Source organism: Pseudomonas sp. GW823-FHT05G12 (assembly GCF_058795575.1).
In genome coordinates, this window is record NZ_CM179501.1 from 5,068,505 (window position 1) to 5,095,486 (window position 26,982).

The following is a 26,982-nucleotide window of genomic DNA, read 5'->3' on the forward strand; positions in this document are numbered from 1 at the left end:
GACCTGTGAGAGGGTGATTACTGCGAATGAATCGCACTTTCACTCATTACACGGATGCCACGTGCTGTTACCTCACCTGTGCCTGGAAATATTTTTTGCTGTGCCGGCCTCTTCGCGGGTAAACCCGCTCCTACAGGGGGGCGCGCAACGGTGTAGGTGCGGGTTTACCCGCGAAGAGGCCGGCACAGGCAACTACCGAACCAGGGTCAAACGCCCCAATACGGTCTGCCTTGAAAAACCCATCACCTTGCCCAGCGAATCCAGCGCCAGCAGCGGCTCGGCCACCGGGAAGCTGCCGCTGACCTTGCGCTGCCCCAGGTCACTATCGAGCAACAGGATACGCCCCGGGTAATAACGCCCAAGGTCATCGATCACCTGCGCCAGCGGCACCTGGTAATAGTTCAGCCACCCCTGGCGCCAGGCCAGACGGTTGTCACTGTCCACCGCCAGGGTGTCGCCTACCCTGCCTGCGCGGTAGGTCACCTGCTGGTTGGCAGTCAGTTCTCGCGCCACAGTGCCCTGCGCGGGGCTGACGCCCACACGCCCACTGCGCACCGTCACCTGGGCACCCTCGCCTTGCTCACGCACCTCGAACTGGGTGCCGAGCACCCGCACTTCGCCGCCGGCAGCTTCCACCAGGAACGGCTCACCGGTATGGGTAACCTCGAAGAACGCCGCGCCATGCAGCAACCGCACACGGCGCTCACCCTGGGCGAAATCGACCGCAATGGCGCTACCTGCATCAAGCGTCACCTGCGACTGGTCGGCCAAGGTCACCTGGCGAATCTGCCCGGCACTGCGGTAGTCCGCCTGCAGGTCCTGCAACCAGTACCCTGGGTGCCAACCACCCGCGACGCCCACGGCCAGCACCAGGCAGGCTGCCAACGCCAGCCCTGCCACCCGCCGCCAGCCGCCACGAGCCGGTGGTCTGGCCATGGCATCGAGGTAGCGCTGCAGGGCGTCCTGTTCTTCGTCCGCCAGCCGCGCTGCAGGGGCGGCGCTTTTCTGCCAAAGCACCTGGGCCTGTTCGTAGGCTGCGCGGTGTGCAGGGTCGGCCAGCAACCAGCGCTTGAATGCCGCCCCTTCGGCTTGCCCGGGTTGCTCGTTGATCCGGTTGAACCATTGCAGGGCAGCCTGAAACTGCGCTTCGGTGATCGGCGGTAAACGGCTCATCGACGGGCGCTCCCTGGCCGGCGTGGGGTGGACGCGGGCTCGGCAACACTCGCCTTGCACGCTTCGAGGGCGCGCATCATATGCTTTTCCACGGCGCTCTGTGACAGCTGCATGGCTTTGGCGATTTCGCTGTACTTGCAGCCGTGAATGCGGTTGAGCAGGAAGATCTGCCGGGTGCGCTCGGGCAAGGCACGCAAGGTGGCCTCGATACGCTGCAAGTCGTGGTCAACCTCCACGGCCTGCTCAGGGGCCTGGGCCAGGCTCGCCTCGCTCACCGGCACAGCAGCATCGGCCACGCGTTCGCGGCTACTTTCGCTGCGCAGGTGGTCTATGGCCAGGTTGCCCGCGCAACGCAGCAGGTAAGTGTCCAGCGCCTCGACCTTGACCTCGGGGCGACGCCAGAAACGCAGGAACAACTCCTGGACCAGGTCCGAAGCGGTGGCGCGGCAGCCGACACGACGGCTTACCAACGCCTCCATACGCGCACGCTGGGCCTGGAACACCTGGACGAAACGTGCACGTGCGCCTGCGCTGTCAGCGTGAGGCTCGATGATATCCCCTGGCTCGCTCACGGGGGTCACACGGCAAACACGGCGAGCATCGGGCCCAGCACCACGCTGGCGGCGGCCAGGCCCAGCAGCAGACGAGGCTGGTACGGCAGGCCGAACACCCACAGTGTTACCCCGGCCATCATCACCGCGGTCCACTCCACCAGGCCGAGGGCCCAGCCACGCTGGTGCACGCTGAGCACCAGCGACAGTATCAGCAGCAGCCAACCTGCGACACGCAACAGGTGCAAGTGGCGCGGGCGCGGCTTGCGCCCGAGCAAGTCGCTGAAGTGCTTTTCCATCGCCAGGCACAGGGCAACGAAGCCTGCAAAGGCGATCAGTGCGTTACCCAGCATCAGCTCGCCCCCAGCGTTTCAATGCTCGGCTTTTTTGTCGCACGCGCGGCGCGCTTGGCTACGGGCGTGGGGCTGGCCAGCATCTTGCGAGCCAGCCAGGCCAGAAACAGGCCGGTCCCCAGGGCTGTCAGATCGAAGCCGGCCATGGCCCAGTCGCCCTCCAGTACCGAATGGTTCAAGCCCCGGTCAGTCGTCAGGCCATTGAGCAACGGCAGCAGGGCGAAGGCCAGCGCCCCCAGCGCCAGTTGCTCGCCCCAGGCCTTGCGCCCGCTACGCAGCACGGCGTGCACCAGCGACAGGCCCCAGGCGATGAAGAAAGCATTCACCTCCCAGTCGGCCCGGCCTTCGACAGCCATGGGCACCAGGCGGTTGGCCCAGAAGAAGCTCGCCACCGCCAGCAACAAGCCGCTCATGCTGGCCATATTGAGCACTTCGACCAGGCGCAGCTCACTTGGCACAGCTCCACTCTTGGCGTGCTTGAGCTGGCGCTTGCCCAACCACATCACCAACCCGGTACCAATCACCGCAGTACCGGCCACGCCAAAGAAGAAGTACAGCCAGCGCAGCCAAGGCCCGGCAAAGTTACCCATGTGCAGGCCAGCGAAACTGAAGGCGGTCATCATTACCCCGCTCTCTGGCTTGCCCTGGCTCAACAGCGCACCACTGGCCCCATCGAATGTCCAGTTGGCGCTACGCCGATAAGCCACGTGGTCGGCTGCCGATTGGGTGAAGGTGACGCGGGCATTGCTGTCGCCCGGGTTCTGCACCTGGATGTTGCCGACACGCGCCCCCGGCTGCAGCTCCTGCACCTTGGCGTACAGGCTCGGCAGCGCTACCAGCGGTGTGGCCACCTGGGCCGCCTTGGGCGCATCGTTGCGGCCAAACAGGTCGTTGAAGTACTTGTCGGTGTCATTGCCGTAGCTGGCCATGATGCCCGCCGGCATCACCATGTACATGAACAGCACCAGGCTGCTGTAGCTGATCATCAGGTGAAACGGCAGCACCAGCACGCCGATGGCGTTGTGCCCGTCCAGCCAGGAACGCTGCCCCTTGCCAGGGCGAAAGGTGAAGAACTCTTTGAAGATCTTCTTGTGGGTAATGATGCCGGTGACCAACCCCAGCAGCATGATGAAAGCGCAGAACGTCGAGAGCCAACGGCCAACCGGATAAGGCATCTGAAGCTGGAAGTGAAAGCGGTAGAAGAACTCACCACCGCGGCTGTCACGTGCTTCCACCGGCTGGCCGGTCTGGGTATCGAGGGTTTTCCTGACGAAGCCACGCGGGCCGCCACTGGGGTCGCGGTACCCCACACTCAAGGCGGCCTCCCGTTCGTTCGGCATGCGAATGAACCAGGTACTCGAATGCCCTGCATTGTCCTGCAGGTAACGTTGAGCGACAGCCAGGCTATTGATCGGGTCCAGGGCATGGCTGCGCACTTCAGGTTGCGACCAATGAGTGATTTCTTCCTTGAAGTACGACAACGTGCCGGTAAGGAAGATGGCGAACAACAGCCAGCCGAAGATCAGGCCGGTCCAGGTGTGCAGCCAGGCCATGGCCTGGCGGAAGCCTTCTTTCATGGGTTTTTCATCCAGTAGGCAACGCCGCTGATCACGCCCAGCAGCAGGCTTGGCGCCAATACGCCCAACCAGGCACGCCAGGCGCTGCGGCAGGCGAAACACCAGATGAACGCCAGCAGGTAGAAGACGAACGACAGCAGCAGGCCGGTGAGCGTGGCATCGACCTTGGGCAACGGCGCCACCAAGGCAATACAGACACTGGCCATCGACGCCAGCAAGTAGCCGCCCAGCAGCGCGGCCAGGCTGCGTGAGGCAACGCCCAGCCGGTAACTGAGCGGGAGGCCGGCGGTTTTGCGCGTCATGGCGAAGGTCCGGGCGTTTTCGGGGTTGCAATACTAATGATTTCAATTCTCATAAGCAAAGCCTGCTGACAGGTGACGATTGCCGAAACAGACGGCCACCCATACAATGCGAACAATTCTTACTACCAGTTGCGCTGTCATGCGCCGGAGTATCACGGTGACCAGCGCGCTTACATCGACGGTCGAAGGCCTTTACCACGCACACCACAATTGGCTCACCGGCTGGTTGCGTCGCCGTCTGGGCTGCCCGCACAGCGCCGCCGATCTGGCCCAGGACACCTACATGCGCCTGCTCCAGGCGCGCGAGGCGCCCCAGTTGGTGGAGCCGCGTGCGTTTCTTGCCACCGTAGCCAAACGCGTATTGTGTAACCACTTCCGCCGCCAGGAACTGGAGCGTGCCTACCTGCAAGCGCTCGCACAGGTACCGGAAGAGGTCGCGCCGTGCGAGGAACAGAAGGCGATCATCTTCGAGACATTGCTAGCGCTCGACCACTTGCTGGACGGCCTTCCACCGTTGGTCAAACGCGCCTTCCTGCTGGCCCAGGTCGACGGCCTGGGCCAAGGCGAAATCGCCCGCGAACTGGGCATTTCGCTGGCCACGGTCAAGCGCTACCTGAACAAGGCAGCCATGCGCTGCTACTTCGCGCTGTGAACGCCTCGTTTTCCCCGCTGGTGGCGGAACAGGCCGTGCATTGGTTGATCGAGTCGCAAGGTGATGACTTCGGCCAGGCGCAACAGCTGGCGTTCGACCACTGGTTGCAGGCCGACCTGGAGCATCAGCGGGCCTGGGCGCATATCCAACAGGTCAACCAACGCTTGCGTGGGGTGTCCTCGCCGGTGGTGCACGCAACGCTGCAAGCCCCGCAATCTTCAGCCCGGCGTCGGGCGCTCAAGGCCTTGCTGCTGGTCGGTGTGGCCAGCGCCACGGGGCTTGGCCTGCAACAGCACAACCCCCTTCCCGGGATGATGGCCGACTACCGCAGCCCGGTCGGTCAGCGCCGACGCATGCAACTTGGCGACGGCAGCGTGCTGCAACTCAACACCCGCAGCGCCGCCGATGTGCGTTTCGACGGGCAGCAGCGGTGGGTGCAACTGTTCGAGGGCGAACTGGCACTGCAAGTGGCCAGCGAAGCACGGCCGCTGCAGCTACGTACTGGTGAGGGTGTGTTGTACCTGGACAGCGGGCGCTTCAACGTACGCCAGTTCGACGGGTATAGCCTGGTGTCGGTGTTCGAAGGCGGGGCCAGCGCACATGGGCAGCCGCTCATGGCCGGGCAACAGGCACGCTTCACCGGCGCCTGGCGCTCGGTGTCGGCACTCGACCGCAATGTCGGCGCCTGGGTCGACGGCATGCTGGTGGCCTCGCAGATGCGCCTGGCAGACTTCCTTGCCGAACTCGGGCGCTATCGCCATGGGCAGTTGGGGTGCAGCGAGCAGGTTGCCGACTTGCGCATTTCCGGGTCGTATCCGCTGGATGACAGTGAGCGCATCCTGCAAATGCTGGAAGTGGCGTTGCCGGTGCGTGTGAAGCAGTTCACCCGCTACTGGGTGACGGTCGAGCCCAAAATCAGTTAGCGCCAGCAAAGGCGAAATACTTTCACATCGAATGAGCCATTTTCCCGACCTCGCGTGACAGACATGGCAGAAGCCCTCTCTCAGGACACCACCCATGCCGTTGCGCCCCAGCCCGTTCGTTCACGCCCTGCTGCTCACCACCACCCTCGGCCTGGCCATGCCCGCCGCCCAGGCCGAAACCCGCAGCTACCACATCGCCGCCGGTTCTCTTGAAGACGCCCTCAACCAGTTCGGCCGTGAAAGCGGTGCACTGATCTCGTTCGGCTCGCAACTGACCCAGGGCATGAGCACTCAAGGCCTGGACGGCCAGTACGACACGCGCCAGGGGCTGGACGCCCTGCTGCGCGGCAGCGGCCTGCAAGCACGCCAGGAAACCGACAACGCGTTCAGCCTGCAACCCATCACAGCCCCTGCTGCCGGCGCAGCAGTCGAGCTAGGCGCCTCCACCGTGGTCGGCGACTGGCTGGCCGAGGCGCAGCAGGACAACGTATTCGAGCACCCCGGCGCCCGCGACGTAGTGCGCCGTGAGGAATTCGAACGCAACGGTGCTACCACCGCCCGCGAAGTGCTCAACCGCATCCCCGGGGTCAACGCCCCCGACAACAACGGTACCGGCAGCCATGACCTGGCGCTGAACTTCGGCATCCGCGGCCTCAACCCGCGCCTGGCATCGCGCTCGACCGTGCTGATGGATGGCATCCCGGTGCCCTTCGCGCCGTACGGCCAGCCGCAGCTGTCGCTGGCCCCGCTGAGCATGGGCAACATGGACGCCGTGGACGTAGTGCGCGGTGGCGGCGCGGTGCGCTACGGCCCGCAGAACGTCGGCGGCATCGTCAACTTCGTCACCCGGGCGATCCCTGAACAGGCCACGTTCAAGGCCGCCATGCAAAACCAGATCAGCCCGTCTTCGAGCCACGACGGTTTCAAGAACAGCGCCAACCTGCTGGTCGGTGGCACCAACGACAACGGCCTGGGCGGCGCCCTGTTGTACTCCGGCACCCGCGGGGGTGACTGGCGCGAACACAGCGACACGCAGATCGACGACCTGATCCTCAAGGGCAAGCTGCAACTGGACGAAGCCAACAGCCTGCACGCCATGGCCCAGTACTACGAGGGCGAGGCCGACATGCCCGGCGGCCTGAGCACCGCCGATTTCGATGCCGACCCGTACCAGTCCACGCGCCTGAAAGACAAGTTCTGGGGCCGCCGCACCCTGTTCAACTTCGGCTACGACTACAAGCAGGATGACCGCCAGTTCAGCGTCAACAGCTTCTTCACCAAGACCCTGCGCAGCGGCTACCTGGACCAAGGCAGCTTCGTCTCGCTGTCGCCACGCGAGTACTGGGTGCGTGGCATCGAAACCCGCTTCTCGCAGGGCGTGGCCCTGGGTGACAGCTGGCACGAACTGGGCATCGGCTACCGCTACGTCAACGAAGCCGGCCACGAACTGCGCTTCCGCGAGCCGGTGAACGGCAGCCTGCCCACCACCGCCAGCCGCAACGACCGCGACACCCGTGGCAGCACCGAAGCCCATGCCATCTACCTGGATGACCGCATCGACATCGGCCGCTGGACCATCACCCCGGGCGTGCGCTACGAGATGATCGACTCCGAGCAGAGCAACAAGCTCAACGGCCAGCGCTACCAGGGCAGCTACAACACTGCACTGCCAGCCCTGAACGTGATGTACCACCTGACCGACAGCTGGAACCTGTACGCCAACACCGAAGGCTCGTTCGGCAGCGTGCAGTACAGCCAGATGCCCAACCGGGTCAGCAGTGGCGAAGTGAAACCGGAAAAAGCGCGCACCTGGGAAGTGGGTACCCGTTACGACAACGGCGACTTGCAGGCCGAGATCGGCGCGTTCCTGATCAACTTCGACAACCAGTATGAAAGCAACCAGACCAACGACTCGGTGATCGCCCGTGGTGAAACCCGCCACCAGGGTATCGAGACCAGCGTCCGCTATGCGCTGGACGGCCTGAGCCCGGCCTTGGCCGGCTTCGACGTGCACGCCAGCTATGCGTTCGTCGACGCCACCATCCGTGAGGACGGGCCGAACAAAGGCAACCAGGTACCGTTCTCGTCGCGCCACAAGGGCAACCTGGGCGTGGGCTACACCGAGGGCCCTTGGCAGCTGAACCTGGACGGCAGCTTCCAGAGCAGCCAGTACGCCGACAACGCCAACACCAGCACCGAAAGCGCCGATGGAAGCACCGGGCGCATTCCGGGCTACATGCTGGTCAGCACCCGTGCCGGGTACGACTTTGGCCCGCAGTTGTCGAACCTCAAGGTGGCAGTTGGGGTGAAGAACCTGTTCAACCGCGAGTACTACACACGTTCTTACGATGACAACAACAAGGGCAAGTATGTGGGTGAACCACGTACCTTGTATGTGCAGACGTCGGTGGAATTCTGACCGGTAGCAAATGGGGGCCGCTTTGTAGCCCCCTTTTTGCAACAAGAAATTTATTTTCAAAAAGGGCTTGAATTCATTCCGCAGTTGCCTGACCTTAGAGTCAAGAGGCGCAGAAATTCCAAGGGTCTCAAGGGCCTAGGCGCGTCTCCATGCGAGCAAGCTGAATAAGGATTGAATCATGCAAATCCAGGTCAACAGCAGCAACGATTTCGACGGTAACGCCCGGCTCGACCAGTGGGTCCGCAGCACACTGCAGAACTCGCTGGAACGTTACGAAGAAGACCTCACCCGCATCGAGGTTCACCTGCGCGACGAGAACGGCGTCAAGCCCGGACCGCATGACAAACGCTGCCAGATGGAGGCTCGCCCGAAAGGCCACCAACCGATTTCCGTGACCCACACCGCCAGTTCGCTGGACCAGGCAGTCGACGGTGCCGCCACCAAGCTCAATCACGCGCTGGAGCACTTCTACGGCAAGCTGCGCAGCAAGCGCGGCGCCTTGGAACTGAGTGACCCGGACGCCTGATCGGCAATGCAAAACGCCCGGCCTTGAGCCGGGCGTTTTCGTTTGTGCCGATCAATGGCGCTGAACCAACGTGCGAACGTCCCGGTCAACCTCTGCATCACTCACCGCAGAAGCAAGACCATGAACAACCCATTCGAACGAATCAGTGCTGCATTCGCCCCCGAATACCGGGTGAACCTGAGCATTGCGAACCTCGACGGCAGCATCATGCTGACCCTGTCCGACGACGCCGGCGTGGTCGCCAAGCGCCTCATCACCCCGGCCCAACGCAACGACCCGGTGCGCCTGCAGCGGGTGATCGACAGCATCCGCTTGGGCTTGGCCATCGAATTGGGGCAGAACCCTTTGCAGGTGTTGGCAGCACTGACCCGCGAACCGAGCACAAACGCCCGACCGTTCGCGGCAGTAAGCATGACCAACTGACTCAGCCCAACCTCCCCAGCATCCGCCCGATTTCACGCTCCAGGTCGGGCAGGCGCAAACCAGCTACCCGATGCGCCGGGTCGAAGGTACTGGGTTTATCGAACAGGCCGAACAGGCCTTGGTCGTAGGTCGGTTCCTGATTCTGTTTCAACCAGTGCAGCGACTCTTCGAGCAGCGTGCGGCTACGTATCACGTCCAGTCCGATCATATCGGCAACTTCGGTGACATGCACAGCATCGGGGTCGAGCTTCAGCGCAGTCTTGAGATGGGCATGTACTTGTTCGGTGGTCACACTCATTGCTGTCTCCTTTGGCACCCAATGACCGCAACCCAATGTCGCGATTCTTTCCCGAGCGCCAGCCAGGATTCAACAACCTGCACCGCAGGCCTTGGCACTGGGTAAGTAGCCCCTTTACTTACCCTCCTCCACTGCCTTGCCGTTGGCGTCCAGCACCTTGGTCGAGGGGTAGCGGTACGAAGCGTAGCGCACCACCAGGATCGAGAACGCCAGCAGCAGGATGCCGCCGCACAGGTACAGCAGCCCTTCATCCGGTGCCTTGTGATGCGAAACATCGCCGATCAGCAGGCGAGTGAGCGCGGTGATTGCCACGTACAGCAGGAAGCGGATCGGCATGTGGTTGGTCTTGAAGTAGATCCCCACCATCGCCCCCAGCTCCAGGTAGATGAACAACAGCAGGATGTCATCGACACTGATCCCGCCCTTGCCCAGCATGTCCAGGAACGTCACCACTGCCGCGTAGGCGGTGATGGCGCCAATGCCGAACAGCGCCAGGTAATGGAACGCCTCGACGCACAGGTTGCCCAGCGAGTCGGCCGAGCCGTGCAGGCCCTTGCGCAGTTTTTCTGCCCATTTGATGTTCACGATGTTCCATTCCCCGATACGTCTTTAAGGATGATGCGTCGCTGATGTGACGCTTGTGCCATGCAGTTAAAGGGCCAAGCCCCTGTCTTGGAAGGCGACCGATTGCCGCAAGGCACCTTGAGGCGTGGCGCATTGCAAAAAAGCACGCCGTGCTTGGGGAAGAATCAGATTTAACCCCTTCCTTGTAGGGCATTTCCCAAAGATACTCCCTGCCATTGTGGCGTTCGGGCATGCGCACTAGTCTGGGGTCGTCGCTGCCAATCAGCGACCGGCTTTGACAGGCCGCCCTGAACTAACCACATGGCTTTGCCTTTATGGCAGCTGTCATGGGGCACCTCGTGTGCGCCGGCTTTTGGTTCTGTTCACCGGTCTGTCAACCCATGTACAGCTGCCGCCTCATTGTTTGACAGCAGGAGGTGGTGGCCCCAACTTTGAACAGGCCTTCACCATGCTGAAAGTAGTTCCCGATCCACCCCATTACCCCCATTCCCTCGAAGACACCCTGATCCAGGCCACCGACTACGCGTTGTGCGCAGCCACCGTGGTGCATCAGGCGTTGCTGCTTCAGCCCAAATCACCGGTTTCGATCCTGATGATGACCTCGATGCATGAGCTGGAGGCGCTGCGGGCTCTGCTTGAGTCGGCACTGGTTCAGGTGCAGATGCCCGCTGAGCCCAGGACTTCGCACTAAGGCTGGTTAATGCGCCGGGAGGGCCGGCCTCTTCGCGGGCTCGCCCGCTCCCACAGGATCACCACAGTCTTCAAGACTTGCACTGTACCTGTGGGAGCGGGCATGCCCGCGAAAGGGTCGGCCAGGCACTCGAGAAACTTCAGGGAATTGAACAATGACAACAGAAGACACCCAATTCACCGTCGGCAAGACCACTTTCTATCAAGGCGAAAACAGCACCCATCCACTGTTCCGCATCGAGCCCGGCATCCCCTGCAGGGACGCCCGCGAGCAGTCGTCGGAATTGATGGGCTATGTGCGTGAATTGACCATTACTGGCCTGATGGAGGAGAAGCCCATGATGATCTGGGCCGCCCATTATCTGAGTGCCATGGCCAAGGCGCTGATGGATGATGCCGAGCTGGGCATGAAGCAATGAGGATTTCGCTTCAGGTTGGATGAAGGCCTCTATGTGTTTGCCGCAGCAGTTTCAGCGCCTGTGAGATCGAGCCCCGCCCGCGCGGCGTACCATTGTAGGAGCGGGTTTACCCGCGAATAGGCCGGACCTGCTGGCCAATATCCCCCGGTCATACATTGTTCCTGGCAAAGGCGCACCCGCAGCGCTCGGTCTGTACCACGCTACAATTTCTGCTTGCGAACCAACCAGCATTGCCATTACTGTATATAGATACAGTAAATCGCAAAGCAACCAGCAAAAAGGCATAGAGGTGATGAATGGCCGTCGAAGTGGTGTACCGCAGCAGCCGCGACCCGGAGCGCTTGTTCATGGATAAGGCCGAAGCAGACCGTCACGACAAAATGCTCGAACTGGCCGAGCGCCTGGCCGAAGTGCTGCACAAGGCGGTTCCGTCGCTGACCGAGCAGCAGGTCGAGGAAGCCGGTATCTACATGGCGAAGAACCGCGATGTGTTCGCCCGGGCGTTCAAAAGCCAGCCGGATGCGTTGGCTGAATTGCTTGAGGGTACTGCTGCCGAGTGATATCGCCGGAGGTGTGCGGGTTTACCCGCGAAGTGGCCCACCACGCCATCATCAACCTTCAGCCATACAACAACCGCTCCGCCAACATCTGCGCCACCCTTGCCGGCGAACGCTTCTCCGCCTGCGCATGGCCAAACACTTCGGTCAGCCGTGAAGGGATCCGCGCCAGGTGCGCAGTAATGGTGCGCTGGTCTTCGCCACGGTGGGTGAGTGCCACATAGATCAGCCCACCGGCATTGATCACGTAGTCAGGTGCATACAATATGCCGCGCGACTCCAGCTGGTCTGCCACCTGCAAGGTAGTCAGCTGGTTGTTGGCCGCCCCCGCCACTGCCGCACAACGCAGTTGCATCACGCTCTGCCCGTTCAGTACCGGGCCCACGCCGCAGGGTGCAAAGATATCGCAAGGGGTACTGATCAACGCATCGTTGGTCACCGGTTTGGCATCGAACTGCTCCATCGCCAGCCGCACCCGCCCCGGGTCCAGGTCGCTGACCAGCAGCTCCGCGCCCACCGCATGCAATTGCTCCGCAAGTGCATAACCGACATTGCCCAACCCCTGCACCGCTACCCGCAAGCCTCTCAGGTCATCGCTGCCCAGCCGGAACGAGGTTGTGGCACGTATGCCCGCGAACACCCCCATCGCCGCATGTGGCGATGGATCGCCCGACGCAGTGGTGCTGGTCACGTAGGGAGTGCTGTGGGCAATGCAGTCCATGTCCAAGGTCGAGGTGCCACTGTCCACGGCGATAATGAAGCGGCCATGGAAGGTATCGATGAAGCGGCCAAAGGCCTCGAACAGCGCGGCGCGGTTTTCCACATGCGGGTTGCGCATGATCACCGCCTTGCCGCCCCCCATCGGCAAGCCGGCCAGTGCTGCCTTGTAGCTCATGCCCTGGGCCAGGCGAATAGCGTCGGTCATGGCGCTTTCGTCATCGGCGTAAGGTAGATAGCGGCATCCCCCCATGGCCGGGCCCAAATGCTCACTGTGGATTGCCACAACGGCTTTCAGGCCCGTAGACGGGTCATTGAACAGGTGCAGTGACTGGGTACGGGTGCTTTGCATCAGCGCGAACATCGACCGGCTCCCCTAAGAGGTGCTCCTTCCAGTATAGGCACGGCATCAGCGTTGACGCCGCCGCCGGACCACTGGACGAAACCCCGCGCCACGGCTAATACTCAAACGTGTGTGGAGATGCCCCATGAAGCCACGTCAAGCCTGCCTGGCCTGCCTGGAACGCGAGCCTGTCGACCTGCTGGAAGCCGCATTGTGGATTGCCGCCGAGCACGACCCTGGTGTCGAGCCCGCGGCCAGCCTTGCTGCGCTGCACGACCTGCAGCGCGAGATAAGCGCCAACCTGCCGATGCTTCCCCTAAGCGAACTGGCCCAGCCACTGCTGCGCCAGCTGAATGCGCTGGGCTTTCAGCAGGATGAATATCACCCCTTGCGCCCCCATGCGGCGATGATGGACAAGGTACTGCAGCGCCGCCGCGGCCAACCACTGACCCTGGCCATCCTCGCTTTGGAACTGGCCAGACGCCTGTCCATACCGCTGGAGGGTGTGGGCTTCCCTGGCCATTTCCTGCTGCGCGTGCCGGGTGCCGACCACCTGCTCGATCCCTGTGGCGGCCGGCGCCTGTATCCCAGCGACTGCCGCGAATTGCTGGCGCGCCAGTTCGGCCCGCACCTGGCGCTGACAGCCGAGCACCTGCGCAGCGCCAGCCCGCTGCAGATACTGCAACGCCTGTCACGCAACCTGCGCCAACTGCACATCAGTAACGACAACCACCTGGCGGCGTTGATCGATGCAGAGCGGATCATGCAGTTGGGCCCGGTGCAGGTGAGCGACTACATGACTCGCGCCTCGCTCTACCATCATCTGGATTGCCCACAGGCCGAGCGCTTCGACCTGGAGCATGCATTGCTGCTGACGGAAGACCCGGTCCAGCGCCTGAAGCTGTCCGAGCGAATCGGCAAGCTTCCGGCGGCGAACCGTTCACTTCACTGAGCCGGGCTGTCCGGCTGCTGGGCGGGATGGGCCTTGGCGAACGCCGGGTGCGCGGCCGCCAGTGCGGCAACCCGCAGGATGCGCGGGAAGCTGTCGAGGTCGATGTTGAAGCGTTCGGCCGCGTACAACTGCGGGATCAGGTACACATCCGCCAGCCCAGGCGTGTCGCCAAAGCAGAAGCCGTGATCGCCAATCAGTTGCTCCACTGCCGCGAGCCCTTGGCTGATCCAGTGGCCGATCCACTGGTTGACCTGCCCCTCATCCTGACCGGCCTGGCGCAGCCGGTTGAGCACACTGACGTTGTGCAGCGGATGAATGTCGCAACCAATGATGGCCGCCACCCCACGTACCTTGGCCCGTGCCTCGGCTGTGGCCGGCAGCAACGCAGGCTGTGGATAAACCTCTTCCAGGTACTCGATGATCGCCGGCGACTGCACCAGCACCTCACCACCGTCGGTGCGCAAGGCCGGTACGCGGCCCTGCGGGTTGACGGCTACATAGCCCTCGCCACGCTGCTCACCCTGCAGCAGGTTGACCGGCAGGGACTGGTAAGCCAGCCCCTTCAGTGCCAGGGCAATGCGCACCCGGTAGGACGAGGTGGAACGGTAATAGGTGTACAGCTCCATACCCCTGCCTCCTCAGTTGGCTGCGATGACCGTGCCGCGGCACTCACCGAAACCGATGCTGGCCACGCCGTCACGTGTGCAGCGGGCACGCAGGATGATTTCGTCGCCGTCTTCAAGGAATTTGCGCACCTCGCCGCTGGCCAGCTCGACCGGCAGTTTGCCGCCTTCGGTGATCTCCAGCAGGCTACCGAACGATCCCGGCGTGGCGCCCGACAGCGTGCCCGAACCGAACAGGTCACCCGGCTGCAGCTGGCAGCCGTTGACGCTGTGGTGCGCCACCAGCTGTGCCACGGTCCAGTACATGCTGCGGGTGTTGCTCAGAGTCAGGCGGTGCGGGGCAATGCCCTGCTCACGCATGCGCTCGGTCAGCAGCAGCACTTCGAGTTCGATATCAAATGCACCGCTGGCCTGGTCGCGCTTGTCCAGCAGGTACGACAGTGGCTGCGGGTCGCCCTCCGGGCGCTCCGGCTGGGCGCAGCGGAACGGTTCCAACGCTTCGGCGGTGACCACCCAGGGCGAAATGGTGGTGATGAAGCTCTTGGACAGGAACGGCCCCAGTGGCTGGTATTCCCAGGCCTGGATATCGCGCGCCGACCAATCGTTGAGCAGGCACAGGCCGGCTACGTGCTCGGCGGCATCGCCTACCGGAATTGCCTGGCCCATGTCATTGCCCTGGCCAATCCAGATACCCAGTTCCAGTTCGTAGTCCAGACGAGCGCAAGGGCCGAAGCTCGGCTCGGTGTGCCCGGCCGGCAGGGTCTGACCCTTGGGCCGACGCACGTCGGTGCCGGACGGGCGGATGGTGGAGGCGCGGCCGTGATAACCGATCGGCACGTACTTGTAGTTGGGCAGCAGTGGGTTGTCGGGGCGGAACAGTTTGCCCACGTTCTTCGCATGCTCGATACCAACGTAGAAATCGGTGTAGTCACCGATCTGCGCTGGCACGTGCAGCTGGCAGTCGCTGGCCGGGAGCAGCGCCGGCTTCAGGGCTGCCTGGTGTTCGCTGTGCTCGCCCAGCAGCACCTGCAAACGCTCGCGCAAGGCTACGCGGGCGTTGCGGCCCAAAGCGAAGAATGCGTTCAGAGCCCCGCCGCGGGTGGCTTCAACGGCGGCCTTGGCCGCCCCGTCGAACAGCCCGGCGGCCAGCACCGCCTCCAGGTCGAGGATCGCGTCGCCGATGGCCACGCCACAGCGCCTGGCTTCACCCGGCCGGCTGAAGATGCCCAATGGCAGGTTCTGCAGGGGGAAGTCGCTGTGCCCGTTGGCGTGCTCGACCCAGCTACGGGCATTGGCAGAGTGGTTCATGGGTTATCTCCGGTTCGGGTTGAAGGTGCTCGGCAAAGTCGCCCAGCAACTATCGTAGTCGGCCTGCAATTGCGGGCATTCAAGGGCTTGCAGGCTCGGGCGCAACACTTGGCTGGTCTCGAACATGAAGGCCATGGTGTTGTCGATCTTGTGTGGCGCCAGGTCAGCGGCAATGGCCTTTTCACAGGTTTCGGCGTCGGGGCCATGGGCACTCATCACCCCGTGCAACGAGGCACCACCCGGCAGGAAGCCCTCGGCCTTGGCGTCGTAGGCGCCATTGATCAGCCCCATGAACTCGTTCATCAGGTTGCGGTGGAACCATGGCGGACGGAAGGTGTTCTCGGCCACCATCCAGCGTGGCGGGAAAATCACGAAGTCCATGTTGGCCATGCCATGCACGCTGGTTGGCGAGGTGAGCACGGTGAAGATCGAGGGGTCCGGGTGGTCGAAGCTGACCGTGCCGATGGTGTTGAAGCGGCGCAGGTCATACTTGTACGGCACGTTGCTGCCATGCCAGGCCACAACGTCCAGTGGCGAGTGCTGCAGCTCGCAGGCCCAGTGCTCACCCAGGAACTTCTGTACCAGTTGCACCGGGCCTTCGGTTTCTTCGTAGTGGGCCACAGGCGTGAGGAAGTCGCGGGGGTTGGCCAGGCCGTTGCTGCCGATCGGGCCCAGGTCCGGCAGACGCAGCGGCGCACCGTGGTTTTCCGCGATGTAGCCACGGGCCTGGCCGTCGAGCAGTTCGACGCGGAACTTCATGCCACGTGGGATCACCGCAATTTCCAACGGTTCGACCTCCATCACGCCCAGCTCGGTGGCGATACGCAGGCGGCCCTGTTCCGGCACCAGTAGCAGCTCACCGTCTGCGTTGAAGAACACCCGTTCCATGGACCGGTTGGCGCGGTAGATGTAGATGCTCACGCCAGCCGGTTTTTCCGCTGCGGCGTTGGCAGCCATGGGCAGCCAACCTTCGATGAAATCGGTCGGTTCAGCAGGAATCGGCTGCGGGCTCCAGCGCAGGCGGTTGGGGTTGATGCCACCCAGTGGCCCGCCGAGCGGCTGGCGCGCCAGGCGCTCGAAGCGTGGGTGCAAGGCAGAAGGGCGAATGCGGTACAGCCAGGTACGGCGCAGCTCGCTGCGGGTCATGGTGAACGCCGTGCCCGACAGCAGCTCGGCATACAGGCCATACGGGGCCTTCTGCGGGGAGTTCTGCCCGACAGGCAGCGCCCCGGGCAATGCTTCGCTGGCGAATTCGTTGCCGAAGCCGCTCAGGTAGTGAAGGTCGGGCGACGTGTCGCGGTTCATCGATGCCTCCGGGTTTTGTTTTTATCGTAATCAGATTACGAATAACGTAATTTGCTCCGTTCAAGGCGTCAAGCTATAAAGGCGACACGATAAACCCGGAACCTCCCCTCCCATGGCCAAAGCCAACGCCTCCACCGACACCGGCAAGCAGAAGGTCCGCTCGGCGGAAGTCGGCACCGACATCCTCAAGGCCCTCGCTGAACTCTCACCCTCGACGTCACTATCACGCCTGGCCGAGCACGTGCAGATGCCTGCGAGCAAAGTGCATCGCTACCTGCAGGCGCTGATTGCCAGTGGTTTTGCCGAACAGGATACGGCCACCAACCATTACGGGCTGGGGCGCGAGGCACTGCGGGTGGGGCTGGCGGCGCTGGGCAGCATCGATGTGCTGAAGGTGGCGGCGATGCCGTTGTCGCAGTTGCGAGATGAGCTCAACGAAAGCTGCTTCATCGCCGTGTGGGGCAACCAGGGGGCCACGGTAGTAAGCATCGAACCTGCCGTGCGCGCGGTCACCGTGGTGACCCAGATCGGTTCGGTGCTGCCGTTGCTCAGTTCGTCCACTGGCCTGGTATTCGCCGCCTACCTGCCCGAGCGAGAAACCCAGGAACTGCGCGACAGGGAACTGGCCGCATTGCAACAAACCGCCAGTGACTACCACACACTGCTGGCCGGCATCCGCGAAAAGGGCCTGCACCATGTGCATGGCCTGCTGATGCCGGGGGTGGATGCGCTGTCGGCGCCGGTATTCAACGCCATGGGGCAGATCGCCGCGGTGATGACCGTGGTCGGGCCGACGTCGATCTTCCATGCCGATGAACATGGGCCGGCGGCGCAGCGCCTGCTCACGGCCGCACGAACCGTGAGCTGGCGCATGGGTTACGCGGGCAACCCACACTGCGCTTCGACGTCTAGCGTTTCCTCCTCGACGAGCCAGAGCAGTTCCTGAGAGAAGCCGTCATAAAGGGCGGGCGCCACCTCACTCACCAAATCGCCGTAGTCATCGCATAGCCGCCCGATCACACGCGAGAATGCCGTGGGCTGAGACACCTCTGCCCGGGAAAGCACGGTGATGTATTTCTGTGCGGCACCGAACAGCCGCACCAAGACCCCCGTGGAAGCCACCGTTCCTGCAACCCCCGCCGCGAACGACAGCAAGGCGGCGGAACGGTCGCCATCGCTCCACGCGATGGCCCCGGTGACAAAGGACCTGGCTGCACAGAACAGCCCGACGGCCATAGCCGCCGGCGGAAACGGCACGGTGAGGATGCCGGCCAGTACGATCCCCCACTCCACCACCACGGCCGAAATACGCTCGGCAGCGTCGGCGCTGTCTTCAGCGGCTTCGTTGATCATCCGCCTGATACGTTTCTCCAGGTCCTGGACAGGATCCCCGATACGCCCGGTCTCGCCTATCGGCGGCCGCACGCCCCTGCCTCGGGCAACGGCGTCCAGCACCACCTCAATGCCATCCCCGGCGCGCAGTTGCTCTTCGATCAATACGTTCAGGCGCGCCTGGTTCGATAACGGCACGCGGTCTTGGCAATAACCTGCCAAGTCGTGCTCACGCCAAGTCCTTGCCAGCTCGCTGAGGGTCCGCAGCGTGGGCCCCTGCTCGATTTCTGGCAGATAGACCAAGGCCTCAAGCTCGCGGTCCCAAGCATGTTTCAGCAGGTAGGCACCCTGGACGGGGCAATCGTCCATCCACAACGGATAAAGGTTGCACGCCGCGTCGATCGAGGTCCCCGAAAAGCTGTCGCTCACCGACTCCAGCCACTGCGCATGGCGGCGCGACAAACTGCCCTGAAGTTTCTCGCTGAGCACGGCACGCCTGATCTTCAAAGCAAAGAGCGTGCGATAACACTGCCTGAGCCTTTCATATTCCGGCCTGGAGCGGTCAAGTAACTGGGCTTTCACTTCTTCGATGTACTTGTTGCCCAGGTCGGCAGCACGGATGTAGCTCCCCAGCAGCGCCGGGCTCAGGTGCGAGATATCCTGGCCGATAGCCGAGGTGATGCGGGCAAAGCCGGAAAAATTGTAATACGTGGGGTACCCTTTGATGACGGTCTGCGTCAGTGTGCGAAAAGCATCCTCTTCCAGCGCTATCAATACCTGATCCGGGTTGATTGGGCCGCCGCGATTGCCCGGGTATGAATTGATCTTTTCCGTCACCTGTCGATGGGCGAAGGTGCGAAAGCTCGGCATATTCATCAGCGACTGATACCTGGCCTGCGCCAGCTTGAGCAGTTGGTCGATATCAACCAGTGCCTGCTGCTCGGTGCGACTGGCCTTGATGAACCAGCTTGGCGTGGTGGCCTGTTGATCCTCGATCAGGGCAAGGATCTTGCGCTTGGCCAGAGCTTTGAGCACATCCGGCCACTGCTGCGACGTGATCGGCGCGAGTGTCACGCTGTGCATGGACCAGTCGGTGGGCAGCATCTCGACCTTGCGCAAATGGCGTTTGAGCGAATCATGCTGGGCCCGCGAGCATTGCCCCAGCAGGTACTCACTGCCTACCGGCCACAAGGTCCAGCTACCGATTTCGAGCGCCATTTTTTCGAGTGAGTCGAAAAGATGAAAATCGCCTCCTGGTGCACCAGGGGCGTAGAGCAAGTACTGATCGCCCTGCACCAGGCACAGCAGGTCCTTCAAGGGCGTTTGCGCACCATCGAGGCAAACCAGACCGGCGCTGATGACATTGGCCTGCATTTTCCCCAGGCGTGCGTGGTGCAACAGATCGAACGCCGCCGGGTGAAAACCCTGATGACGAGCGGCCTGATTGGCCAGCGCCAGGCGTGCATCAAGCACCTCACACAGTGCGGCCATGGTCAGAGTGTCGTCATAGAGCGTACGGATCTGCTTGACGTAGTTCACGCGCAAATCCAGTTTTTCGATCATGCTCTGGATAGAGGTACTCCCCAACAATGAACGGTGCCGCTCCCCCAGGACTTCGACCTTGAGCTGGCCCCCGCTGTAGCCACCACTCAGCGCCCAATCGAGCAGGGTGTGTTTCATCGCCTGCTCAGGGTCATCGACGTGACTGACACGCAGTCGTACCTGCTCGGGGTCGATATCCAGGCCAAGGGCTTGCTTGACCTGTTTCTTGGCGAAGCTGCGCAGGTCGCGCCATTGCGCCAGACGCTCGGTGCAACGCTGCTCCTTCACCTGCAGGTCATCTTCCAGTTGTCGATAGGCTTGCAGTTCCTCGCCCTGCATGAACCGCCGCCATTCGGGCAGCAGGCTGGTGCGGTACGCTCGCACATGCCGCGTCGCACGTTTCTGCAGCGCAGCCACCAGAGGCTCAAGCCGAGCCGCACTGTCGAGCTGGGCCAGACGCCGGGCGTCATCGACCTTGATCCTCAGGCTGCGCTGGGTGGCCTTAAGCTGGATAGCCTGCAGATCACGGATGAAATACCTGTGAAGTGGCACTTGCAGCGGCACGAAATCGAGTGTCAAACCCTCCGTAGACAACGCCGCTCGCTCTTGCGAAGACAACAGCCAACGCAACGGGCTGCCTTCAGCAAAGGCAGGGGCGAGTGCGCTGGCTGCGCGCGCGCGTTCAGTGTCGAACCAGCAACCGCTGGCCAGGCTGTAAATCAGAAAATCCGCAGGTGCGTCCGGGTTCTGTTCGAGGTCATGACGGCTGGCGACGACACCCGGCAAACGAAAACGCAAATCTCCGGCAACCAGGTACACCTCATGCTTGTTTGCGTCCCCGTCCTGTTCGAGGGCCTCGATACCGGCTTCCCAGGCCTTGAACGTAAGGGCCTTGAGGCGCGTTTCGGCAAACATCAGCTGGATCAAACGGGACGCCAGGGTAAGTGGTTTCAAACTTAATCTGGACTGTTGCTCCCACCACTGGTCAAGCACCGCCTGCCTTTGCGGCACGAGCGACTCGACAACCGCCAACGGTAAACGCTTCTGCTCGGTGAACTGTTGCCGATGAGCCTCCGGGATCAGGCTGGCCAGTTGCGCAACCGTAGCCATCAGTTGTTGCAGCTCCTGGGCGTGAGCCATCATGGCCTTCACCTGTTCTTTCACAGAGCGTGCACCTGTGCACCCTTCACCGAAATCAGGGCTGCCGAGATTGAAATCGAAAGACATGAACTGTGCTCCAAAATTACCGAAGCAGCAGAGTGAACGGATGATAAAGGCAATAGCGCTGGGAAGCTTACCCCGCACTTGGCACTGTTGCCTGATACGTAACGGTGAATGTCGACAGAAGCTATTTTTCCTGACGGATCAAGCGCTTATTCTTGACTCACTGGCCGGCTTGAAGGGCTCTCCCCCCCGCCTTTCAAGCCTGCCAGGTTCACCGACGTAGATTTTGAAGCTCCTTGATCTGACGTCTCGATTGGCCGCTGCGGCTTGCAGCGGCCTTTTTTTTGGCGTCTGAACATGCACCCTGGCTGCCAGGTGGCCGGCGCTGAAGCCTCGTCATGACCACGCCACTTTTGGCGGGTAGAAGCTCAGCGGCTGCTCACGAAAGGCCAGGTAGTGGCGCAGCACCTGCACCGGCGCTTCAGTATGCGGGTAATGGCCAATGCCCAGTAACTGCACGGTGTCCGGCTCCGGCACCAGTTGCCGGTAGCGCTCAAGCATGTGCGCGCCGGAAAGCGGGTCGACCACGCCATTGATCAAGCGCAGCGGCACGCCTTTACGTTGCATCGCCCCGACCCAGCGTTCGCGGTGCAACCTGCGCTCCGGCATGTAGCCCACCAGCTTATGCAGGATGCGCGTGCCCCGGTTGGCAGCGATCAGGCTCCAGAAATCATCCAGCGCGCTTTCACTGGGATGGGTGCAAGGGCCATACACCTGCATCACATTACGCACCAGGTCGTCACGCCCGAACGAGCGCCCGACCAGCCAGCCAAAGCGGCTGAGCAGCAGCTTCTGGATCAGTAGCATGCGGCAGCTTTCGGGGAACAGCCCGCTGTTGAGAAACACGCAACTGGCGATGTCGGCACGCTGCTCATGGTGTCGCGCCAGCAGTTCCTGAGCCACGCTGCCGCCGTAGTCGTGGGCCAGCAGGTGCACGGGCTGCGCGACCTGCAGATGGGCAAGCAATGCCTGCTGCAGGTCTGCCTGCTCCATCAGGCTGTAAGTGTGATCGACGGGCTTGTCCGAATCACCAAAGCCGAGCATGTCGCAAGCGATCACCCGGAAACGTTGGCTCAGAGGGCCCCACAGGTAGTGCCAATCCCAACTGGCGGTGGGGAAACCGTGTAACAGAAGCAGAGGCTCTCCTTGCCCTGCGGTCCAGTAGCGGATGCTCTGGCCCCGGAACATGAAACTCTGTGCCCGGGTACGCCAGACGCACAATGGAATCTCGGCCATAGGCATCAGATGGGTCCCGGTGTAGTGGTATTGGCGGAATAGGGCAAGGCTGCGGTCATTGCATGTCACCTCGGCACTTACATGTGCTCTCTATGTCGAGGCAAAGTCTAGCCAGCAGCCCATTGGCTGGAACTTGCGTTGCCAGCCAGCTTGATGACTGAGCGAGTCAGTGGCGCGAACGGTCAGAGCAGCAAGGCCAACAACGGCGCCGCGAACAGGTTGAGCAGCCCGGTCAGGACCATCACCAGGCCGGCCACCGAGCCTTCCTCACGGCCCACTTCCTGCGCCCGGCTGACCCCGGCACCATGCGCGCCAACACCGAACAGCGCCCCCCGTGCCAGCGGCGTACGCAGCGGCAGCCAACGCAACAGCACACCGCCGAACATGGCACCAAGCACGCCGGTGAACATCACGAACACCGCGGTCAGTTCTGGCACTCCACCCAGGTCATGGGCCAGGGGCATGGCAAATGGCGTGGTGATCGAGCGCGGCACCAGCGACAGGCTGGTTGCGCTGTCCAGCGCCAACAGGTGCGCCAGCCCCCAGGAGCTGGCGATCGAGGCACTGCTGCCGGCGACCATGCCCACCATCAGGGCCGGCCAATGACGCGCCAGCATGGCCCGCTGCTGCCAGATCGGCACCGCGAAGGCGACAGTCACCGGGCCGAGCACGCCCATCAACCAGTGGGTGTTGCGCGCATACTCGGCATAGGCCGTATGCAGCGGCACGGCCACAGCCAGCAGCAACACCGGCACCAGGATCAACGGCGACAGCAGGTAGCGCTGGCTACGCCGATACAACCAACGGCTGCCCAGGTAAGCCAGCAAGGTCAAGGCCAACCAGAACAGCGGCATGGGTTCAAGGCTCACGGCGCAGCCTCCAGCGGCACACCATCTCAACAGTCATGGCGGTCACTATCATCACCATCAGCGTGCTCACGGCGATCACCAGCAAGATGCGCCAGCCCTCTTCACGGATCAATGCGCCATAGTCGAGCAGGCTCATCAGCGCCGGGATGAAGAACAGCAGCATCTCAGCCATCAGCCAGCCGGCCCCCAATTGCAGCATGGCCGGTTTGAGCACACCCGAAGCGAACAGTATCAACAGCAGTGCCAGGCCCATCACACCACCGGGGATCGGCCAGCCCAGCCAACTGGCAATCTGGCCACCAAGCAGGAACAGGGCACAGAGAACCGCCAGCTCGACAAGCAGGCGCAGGGCTTTTTTCAATAATGCAGGTTTCATGGCGGGGTTCCTCGACAGGCCCTCATTTTAAGATTTGGCTGCCTAGGCCAGAAGCGAATTGTTAGACTGCTCACCATTCCAAAATGGAATTCGAAGCATGGAATTCAAACAACTGCGCAGCTTCATCGAAGTGGTGCACCGTGGCGGTTTTACCCAGGCGGCACAGACCCTGCACATCAGCCAGTCGGCCGTGAGCAAGCAGGTGGCCCAGCTTGAGCAAGATGTGGGCCAGCCGCTGCTGGAGCGCCAGGCGTCGCACCTGCACCTGACCGCTGCCGGGCGCATCGTGCTGGAGCGTGGCGAAGCCCTGCTGCGCCAGCGCCAGGCGCTGCTCAACGAGCTGGACGATCTCAGCCAGATGGAGCGTGGCGAACTACGCCTGGGCTTGCCGATGCTTGGCAGCGACACGTTGTTCGCCGGCTTGTTCGCCGAGTACCGGCGACGCCATCCGAACATCGCCATCCAGCTGCTCGAAGGCGGCAGCCGCAGCGTCGAACAGGCCGTCAGAAGTGGCGAACTGGAACTGGGCGGCTGTTTGACGCCCACCGACGAGGCATTCGACTACCAGCCCTTCTGCAACGAACCGCTGGATGCCTTGCTGCCGGCTGGCCATGCCCTGGCGGGCCTGGACGCCGTGGGCCTGGGGCAACTGGCCGATACACCGTTCCTGCTGTACCAGCGCAGTTTCGTGCTCAACGACCGGCTGCTGAAGGCGTGCCAGCAGCAGGGCTTCACCCCCAAGGAAGGCGGGCGCAGCGGCCAGGCGGATTTTTTGGCGGCGCTGGTGGCGGCGGGCCAGGGCGTGGTGATGCTGCCCCGGGTGGTGGCAAAAGCGCTGGAGCGCCCCGGGGTGGTGCGTGTGCCGTTGCATGCGCAGGAGGATTTGCGTTGGGATATCGCGTTTATCTGGCGGCGCGGCGCCTACCTGTCACGGGCGGCGCAGGCGTGGTTGGCCTTGTTGCGCGAGCCCCACGGCTAACACGCCTGCACAGGTGCCGGGTCAGGCGTTCAGTGCGCTCACCAACTCAGCCAGCCAAGGCTCGGCATCCGCTTCCGGGGTCACCGTCTCGCTCGCATCCAGGCGCAGCATTGGCTGCACTTCGCGCACGCCCAGTTCGGCGAACAGCTCACGCATCTGCTCGCCACCCCCGCAATAGGTATCGCCGTAACTGGAGTCGCCCAAGGCGATCACCGCGCCAGGCAGGCCGCGCCAGGCCGCGGGCAGTGTGTCGCGAAGGGTGCTGTACAGCGGCATGAGGTTGTCCGGCAGCTCACCCATGCCGGTGGTAGAGGTCACGGCCAGCAAGGCGTCGGGGGCAAAGCCCTGAAGATCCTGAAGGGTGGCACGCGCAGCATGCCAGGCCTCGAACCCCGCCGCCTTGAGCAGCGATTCAGCATGACGGGCGACTTCTTCGGCGGTGCCATAGACCGAGCCGGAAATAATGGCGACTTTCATCGGGTAGAGGATTCCGAAACTGAGTGAAAACGTAGGATACTAGCATTCAACGCTGGCAAAAGGCCGCCGTTACCCACGTCGCCATCTTCCGTTTTTCTTTACCAATGGCCCGGACATGATCAACGCGCAATTGCTGCAATCGATGGTCGATGCGTCCAATGACGGCATCGTGGTTGCCGAAAAGGAAGGCGACGACACCATCCTGATTTACGTGAACGCCGCTTTCGAATGCCTCACTGGCTACAGCCGTGACGAGATTCTCTACCAGGATTGCCGGTTCCTGCAGGGTGACGACCGTGACCAGCTTGGCCGCGCACGCATCCGCAAGGCCATGGCCGAAGGCCGCCCATGCCGCGAGGTACTGCGCAACTATCGCAAGGATGGCAGCGCCTTCTGGAACGAGCTGTCGATCACGCCGGTAAAGAGCGACTTCGACCAGCGCACCTACTTCATCGGCATCCAGAAGGACGTCAGCCGCCAGGTCGAACTGGAACGGGAGCTGGCAGAACTGCGCGCTCGTCCGAAACCCGACGAACGCGCCTGAACCAAGTCCGCCACGCACGGTCAATTCCGTTGAAGAAATCGCCACCACCGAGTTCGATCATGCAAGCAGACGCGCTCCTGACCCAGGACGAGCTGGATTTCATACAGAACATGCAGCATTCGCCGCAACTTAACCTGGCTGACACCATGTCGAGCCTGCTGGTCAATGGCGACCGCCGCATACAAAGCTTGCTCACCCGGTTGGTGGCTAACGAGCAGGTGACCTTGCAGGCCCAGTTCAACAACCAGCAGATCAGTTTTCCCCTGCAGCTGGTAGAGGACGAGTTCCATGCCCTGCACCTGCAGCTGGGCTCACCGGAAATCTACGAAGACGGCCCCATGCTGCGCCCATGGCGCTTGTCGCTGGACCAGCCGAGCGCACTGCTCGATGCCCATGACGAGGTAAGCGGCCTGTGGGTGCGCGAGATTTCCTTCAAAGGCGTGCTGCTGGAAGTCCGTGATTTGCCAACAGCCCCCACCCGCTTCGAGCTGCGCTTCGCCCCCGGCGGCATCACCCCGATCGAACTGCATGGTGTGTTGGGCCGGCGCATCGGCACGGACCTGGCTGCCTACGACCTCGGCCAAAGCCCGGCCGAAGAAATCGAACGCCTGCGCGACTACATCCTCCAGGCCCACCGCCACGCCCACCCCGAACTGCACACTCAAGTATCGAGCTGACGGGCCAGAAACTGCCGCAAGCGCTGGCGCATCACACTGCCCTGCGCGCCCAGGCAGGCTACAGGGCTGCCAGCCAGGCTGTCCTGTACCGCTTCCGCCGCTTCACCGGCCAGTAACAATGGGCATTCCAGCATCGATGCCAGGCGCTTGAAGTGCCGCGCGAGTTCTGCTGTGGGCGATTGATGAGAAAACAGCACCAGGGCGTCCGGCTTCAGCCGTTCGCAGACCAGCGCAAGCTCTTGCAGCGGCTGCCCGTTAGCCAGCGGGATCACGCGTGTTTCGTCGCTGCCCAGTATCAGGCTGGTTACCAGCAACTCAAGCTCATGGCACTGCCCCGACAATGGCGCCAAGAGCACGGTGCGGCTACACGGCACACGGGCCAGCTGCAAGCGGGCGAAAACCCGACCGCGCAGGAACTGGTCATAGAACAGCCATTCGCTGGCCTGCCCATAGCCGCCTTGCCGAACGACCATGTCATGCCAAACCGGCATGAACACATCGGCGAAAACCTGGTCCAGGGTGCTGGCCGCGAACACCTCGTCATAGAGGCGATTCAGGCTCGCCACATCGAAGTGTTGTACCGCCAGGCGAATCTGGTTTTGCCAGCGCAGGCAGGCGTCCACCGCGCCGCCAGCCTGCCCGGAGAGCGCATTGTCGCGAGCGAGAATGCTGCCCACCTTGCTGACCGCCACGCCGCGCTCCAGCCAACCGAGGATACGGCGGATTTCATCGATATCAGCCAGGGAATACAGGCGGTGGCCACTGTCGGTACGGATGGGCTGGATCAGCCCATAACGGCGTTCCCAGGCGCGAAGGGTCACGGCGTTGACACCGGTCAAGCGTGACACTTCACGAATCGGAAACAGCTCCTGCTGCTCGAAACTCGCATCGATCACCGGTTTACGTCCCTGCTCGTTCATCTGCACGAAGTACCCTGAGTGCGTAAAAACTGTGCACATAGCTTACTACGACCGTGTCGGTCTGTTGGACCCACCGTTTGCCAGCTGATAGTTGCCGAGGAACGCAACTT

At 62.6% G+C, this 26,982-nt stretch carries 30 protein-coding genes; 13 read left to right on the forward strand and 17 right to left on the reverse strand.

The features are described from left to right. Nucleotides 1-192 precede the first annotated feature (192 nt). From AC3RCM_RS23175 to AC3RCM_RS23195, 5 genes are read right to left on the reverse strand one after another with little or no spacing between them, the layout of a single operon-like run. Entirely contained in the window at nucleotides 193-1,173 is a 981-nt protein-coding gene (locus AC3RCM_RS23175; RefSeq protein WP_064491615.1) for a FecR family protein, read from the reverse strand. Then, nucleotides 1,170-1,745 carry an RNA polymerase sigma factor gene (locus AC3RCM_RS23180; protein WP_492629165.1) on the reverse strand — a complete coding sequence of 192 codons (576 nt, stop codon included), beginning with the start codon at nucleotides 1,743-1,745 and terminating at the stop codon, nucleotides 1,170-1,172. Before AC3RCM_RS23180 ends, AC3RCM_RS23175 begins: the two co-directional genes overlap by 4 nt. A gap of 5 nt (nucleotides 1,746-1,750) precedes the next feature. Beyond that, entirely contained in the window at nucleotides 1,751-2,077 is a 327-nt protein-coding gene (locus AC3RCM_RS23185) for a DUF3325 domain-containing protein (protein WP_014592328.1), read from the reverse strand. Next, nucleotides 2,077-3,654, reverse strand: a complete 1,578-nt coding sequence (locus AC3RCM_RS23190) for a PepSY-associated TM helix domain-containing protein (RefSeq protein ID WP_492629166.1) — start codon at nucleotides 3,652-3,654, stop codon at nucleotides 2,077-2,079. Before AC3RCM_RS23190 ends, AC3RCM_RS23185 begins: the two co-directional genes overlap by 1 nt. Next, nucleotides 3,651-3,956, reverse strand: coding sequence for a DUF3649 domain-containing protein (locus AC3RCM_RS23195; RefSeq protein WP_020191458.1), 306 nt, complete (start codon nucleotides 3,954-3,956; stop codon nucleotides 3,651-3,653). The genes AC3RCM_RS23190 and AC3RCM_RS23195 overlap by 4 nt, the downstream gene beginning before the upstream one ends. 139 nt (nucleotides 3,957-4,095) lie before the next feature. Here AC3RCM_RS23195 and AC3RCM_RS23200 point away from each other — a divergent pair, with 139 nt between their 5' ends. From AC3RCM_RS23200 to AC3RCM_RS23220, 5 genes are all read left to right on the forward strand, one after another. After that, nucleotides 4,096-4,608: a sigma-70 family RNA polymerase sigma factor gene (locus tag AC3RCM_RS23200; RefSeq protein ID WP_010955275.1), complete on the forward strand. Its 513-nt coding sequence runs from the start codon at nucleotides 4,096-4,098 to the stop codon at nucleotides 4,606-4,608. Then, nucleotides 4,605-5,531, forward strand: coding sequence for a FecR domain-containing protein (locus AC3RCM_RS23205; RefSeq protein WP_064491620.1), 927 nt, complete (start codon nucleotides 4,605-4,607; stop codon nucleotides 5,529-5,531). The genes AC3RCM_RS23200 and AC3RCM_RS23205 overlap by 4 nt, the downstream gene beginning before the upstream one ends. Before the next feature lie 94 nt (nucleotides 5,532-5,625). Continuing rightward, nucleotides 5,626-7,950, forward strand: coding sequence for a TonB-dependent Fe(3+) dicitrate receptor FecA (fecA, locus tag AC3RCM_RS23210; protein ID WP_064491621.1), 2,325 nt, complete (start codon nucleotides 5,626-5,628; stop codon nucleotides 7,948-7,950). 178 nt (nucleotides 7,951-8,128) lie between these two features. After that, a complete protein-coding gene (locus AC3RCM_RS23215; RefSeq protein WP_014592331.1) occupies nucleotides 8,129-8,476 on the forward strand; it encodes an HPF/RaiA family ribosome-associated protein in 348 nt (115 codons plus the stop codon). Between the two features lie 120 nt (nucleotides 8,477-8,596). Continuing rightward, nucleotides 8,597-8,899 carry a DUF3509 domain-containing protein gene (locus tag AC3RCM_RS23220; protein WP_064491640.1) on the forward strand — a complete coding sequence of 101 codons (303 nt, stop codon included), beginning with the start codon at nucleotides 8,597-8,599 and terminating at the stop codon, nucleotides 8,897-8,899. A 1-nt stretch (nucleotide 8,900) separates the two neighbouring features. On the opposite strand, the gene AC3RCM_RS23225 is transcribed toward AC3RCM_RS23220, so the two are convergent. Next, nucleotides 8,901-9,197, reverse strand: coding sequence for a hypothetical protein (locus AC3RCM_RS23225; RefSeq protein ID WP_064491622.1), 297 nt, complete (start codon nucleotides 9,195-9,197; stop codon nucleotides 8,901-8,903). Nucleotides 9,198-9,311: 114 nt separating this feature from the next. Further along, the gene (locus AC3RCM_RS23230; RefSeq protein ID WP_003251685.1) at nucleotides 9,312-9,782 is read right to left on the reverse strand and encodes a phosphate-starvation-inducible protein PsiE; all 471 of its coding nucleotides are present in this window, start codon (nucleotides 9,780-9,782) and stop codon (nucleotides 9,312-9,314) included. A 448-nt stretch (nucleotides 9,783-10,230) separates the two neighbouring features. On the opposite strand from AC3RCM_RS23230, the gene AC3RCM_RS23235 reads away from it, so the two are divergent. From AC3RCM_RS23235 to AC3RCM_RS23245, 3 genes are all read left to right on the forward strand, one after another. Further along, complete coding sequence (locus AC3RCM_RS23235) at nucleotides 10,231-10,473, forward strand: hypothetical protein (protein WP_064491623.1); 243 nt, start codon at nucleotides 10,231-10,233, stop codon at nucleotides 10,471-10,473. 154 nt (nucleotides 10,474-10,627) lie between these two features. Continuing rightward, nucleotides 10,628-10,891, forward strand: coding sequence for a DUF3077 domain-containing protein (locus tag AC3RCM_RS23240; protein ID WP_003251681.1), 264 nt, complete (start codon nucleotides 10,628-10,630; stop codon nucleotides 10,889-10,891). Between the two features lie 296 nt (nucleotides 10,892-11,187). Further along, complete coding sequence (locus AC3RCM_RS23245) at nucleotides 11,188-11,451, forward strand: YebG family protein (protein ID WP_003251679.1); 264 nt, start codon at nucleotides 11,188-11,190, stop codon at nucleotides 11,449-11,451. A 58-nt stretch (nucleotides 11,452-11,509) separates the two neighbouring features. On the opposite strand, the gene AC3RCM_RS23250 is transcribed toward AC3RCM_RS23245, so the two are convergent. After that, nucleotides 11,510-12,529, reverse strand: a complete 1,020-nt coding sequence (locus AC3RCM_RS23250) for a Leu/Phe/Val dehydrogenase (protein ID WP_020191462.1) — start codon at nucleotides 12,527-12,529, stop codon at nucleotides 11,510-11,512. A 124-nt stretch (nucleotides 12,530-12,653) separates the two neighbouring features. On the opposite strand from AC3RCM_RS23250, the gene AC3RCM_RS23255 reads away from it, so the two are divergent. Beyond that, on the forward strand, nucleotides 12,654-13,460 hold the full coding sequence (locus AC3RCM_RS23255; protein ID WP_064491624.1) for a SirB1 family protein: 807 nt from the start codon (nucleotides 12,654-12,656) through the stop codon (nucleotides 13,458-13,460). On the opposite strand, the gene maiA is transcribed toward AC3RCM_RS23255, so the two are convergent. The 3 genes from maiA to hmgA are packed head-to-tail and all read right to left on the reverse strand — an operon-like array spanning nucleotide 13,454 to nucleotide 16,696. Next, the gene (gene maiA, locus AC3RCM_RS23260) at nucleotides 13,454-14,086 is read right to left on the reverse strand and encodes a maleylacetoacetate isomerase (protein WP_003251674.1); all 633 of its coding nucleotides are present in this window, start codon (nucleotides 14,084-14,086) and stop codon (nucleotides 13,454-13,456) included. The two genes, AC3RCM_RS23255 and maiA, sit on opposite strands and share 7 nt — an antisense overlap. 12 nt (nucleotides 14,087-14,098) lie before the next feature. Continuing rightward, nucleotides 14,099-15,391 carry a fumarylacetoacetase gene (fahA, locus tag AC3RCM_RS23265; RefSeq protein WP_064491625.1) on the reverse strand — a complete coding sequence of 431 codons (1,293 nt, stop codon included), beginning with the start codon at nucleotides 15,389-15,391 and terminating at the stop codon, nucleotides 14,099-14,101. Nucleotides 15,392-15,394: 3 nt separating this feature from the next. Further along, on the reverse strand, nucleotides 15,395-16,696 hold the full coding sequence (gene hmgA / locus AC3RCM_RS23270; RefSeq protein ID WP_064491626.1) for a homogentisate 1,2-dioxygenase: 1,302 nt from the start codon (nucleotides 16,694-16,696) through the stop codon (nucleotides 15,395-15,397). A 112-nt stretch (nucleotides 16,697-16,808) separates the two neighbouring features. Between hmgA and AC3RCM_RS23275 the strand changes: the two genes are divergently transcribed. Next, nucleotides 16,809-17,642 carry an IclR family transcriptional regulator gene (locus AC3RCM_RS23275; protein WP_064491627.1) on the forward strand — a complete coding sequence of 278 codons (834 nt, stop codon included), beginning with the start codon at nucleotides 16,809-16,811 and terminating at the stop codon, nucleotides 17,640-17,642. Here the strand turns inward: AC3RCM_RS23275 and AC3RCM_RS23280 are convergent. From AC3RCM_RS23280 to AC3RCM_RS23295, 4 genes are all read right to left on the reverse strand, one after another. Then, entirely contained in the window at nucleotides 17,573-20,797 is a 3,225-nt protein-coding gene (locus AC3RCM_RS23280) for a hypothetical protein (RefSeq protein ID WP_492629167.1), read from the reverse strand. The genes AC3RCM_RS23275 and AC3RCM_RS23280 overlap by 70 nt on opposite strands. A 333-nt stretch (nucleotides 20,798-21,130) precedes the next feature. Beyond that, nucleotides 21,131-22,036 (reverse strand): alpha/beta fold hydrolase, encoded by a 906-nt coding sequence (locus AC3RCM_RS23285; RefSeq protein WP_020192813.1) that lies wholly within the window; start codon nucleotides 22,034-22,036, stop codon nucleotides 21,131-21,133. A 176-nt stretch (nucleotides 22,037-22,212) separates the two neighbouring features. Next, nucleotides 22,213-22,899, reverse strand: a complete 687-nt coding sequence (locus tag AC3RCM_RS23290; protein WP_010955287.1) for an LrgB family protein — start codon at nucleotides 22,897-22,899, stop codon at nucleotides 22,213-22,215. Beyond that, nucleotides 22,889-23,275, reverse strand: coding sequence for a CidA/LrgA family protein (locus tag AC3RCM_RS23295; RefSeq protein ID WP_020192814.1), 387 nt, complete (start codon nucleotides 23,273-23,275; stop codon nucleotides 22,889-22,891). The genes AC3RCM_RS23290 and AC3RCM_RS23295 overlap by 11 nt, the downstream gene beginning before the upstream one ends. A gap of 97 nt (nucleotides 23,276-23,372) precedes the next feature. Between AC3RCM_RS23295 and AC3RCM_RS23300 the strand changes: the two genes are divergently transcribed. Continuing rightward, a complete protein-coding gene (locus tag AC3RCM_RS23300) occupies nucleotides 23,373-24,254 on the forward strand; it encodes a LysR family transcriptional regulator (protein ID WP_064491629.1) in 882 nt (293 codons plus the stop codon). A gap of 21 nt (nucleotides 24,255-24,275) precedes the next feature. On the opposite strand, the gene AC3RCM_RS23305 is transcribed toward AC3RCM_RS23300, so the two are convergent. Next, on the reverse strand, nucleotides 24,276-24,731 hold the full coding sequence (locus AC3RCM_RS23305; protein WP_064491630.1) for a flavodoxin: 456 nt from the start codon (nucleotides 24,729-24,731) through the stop codon (nucleotides 24,276-24,278). Nucleotides 24,732-24,846: 115 nt separating this feature from the next. Here AC3RCM_RS23305 and AC3RCM_RS23310 point away from each other — a divergent pair, with 115 nt between their 5' ends. Both AC3RCM_RS23310 and AC3RCM_RS23315 read left to right on the forward strand, forming a co-directional pair. Next, the gene (locus AC3RCM_RS23310) at nucleotides 24,847-25,275 is read left to right on the forward strand and encodes a PAS sensor domain-containing protein (RefSeq protein ID WP_014592344.1); all 429 of its coding nucleotides are present in this window, start codon (nucleotides 24,847-24,849) and stop codon (nucleotides 25,273-25,275) included. A gap of 59 nt (nucleotides 25,276-25,334) precedes the next feature. Then, a complete protein-coding gene (locus AC3RCM_RS23315; protein ID WP_492629168.1) occupies nucleotides 25,335-25,952 on the forward strand; it encodes a hypothetical protein in 618 nt (205 codons plus the stop codon). Here the strand turns inward: AC3RCM_RS23315 and AC3RCM_RS23320 are convergent. Further along, complete coding sequence (locus tag AC3RCM_RS23320) at nucleotides 25,937-26,872, reverse strand: MerR family transcriptional regulator (protein WP_492629169.1); 936 nt, start codon at nucleotides 26,870-26,872, stop codon at nucleotides 25,937-25,939. The two genes, AC3RCM_RS23315 and AC3RCM_RS23320, sit on opposite strands and share 16 nt — an antisense overlap. Nucleotides 26,873-26,982 lie beyond the last annotated feature (110 nt).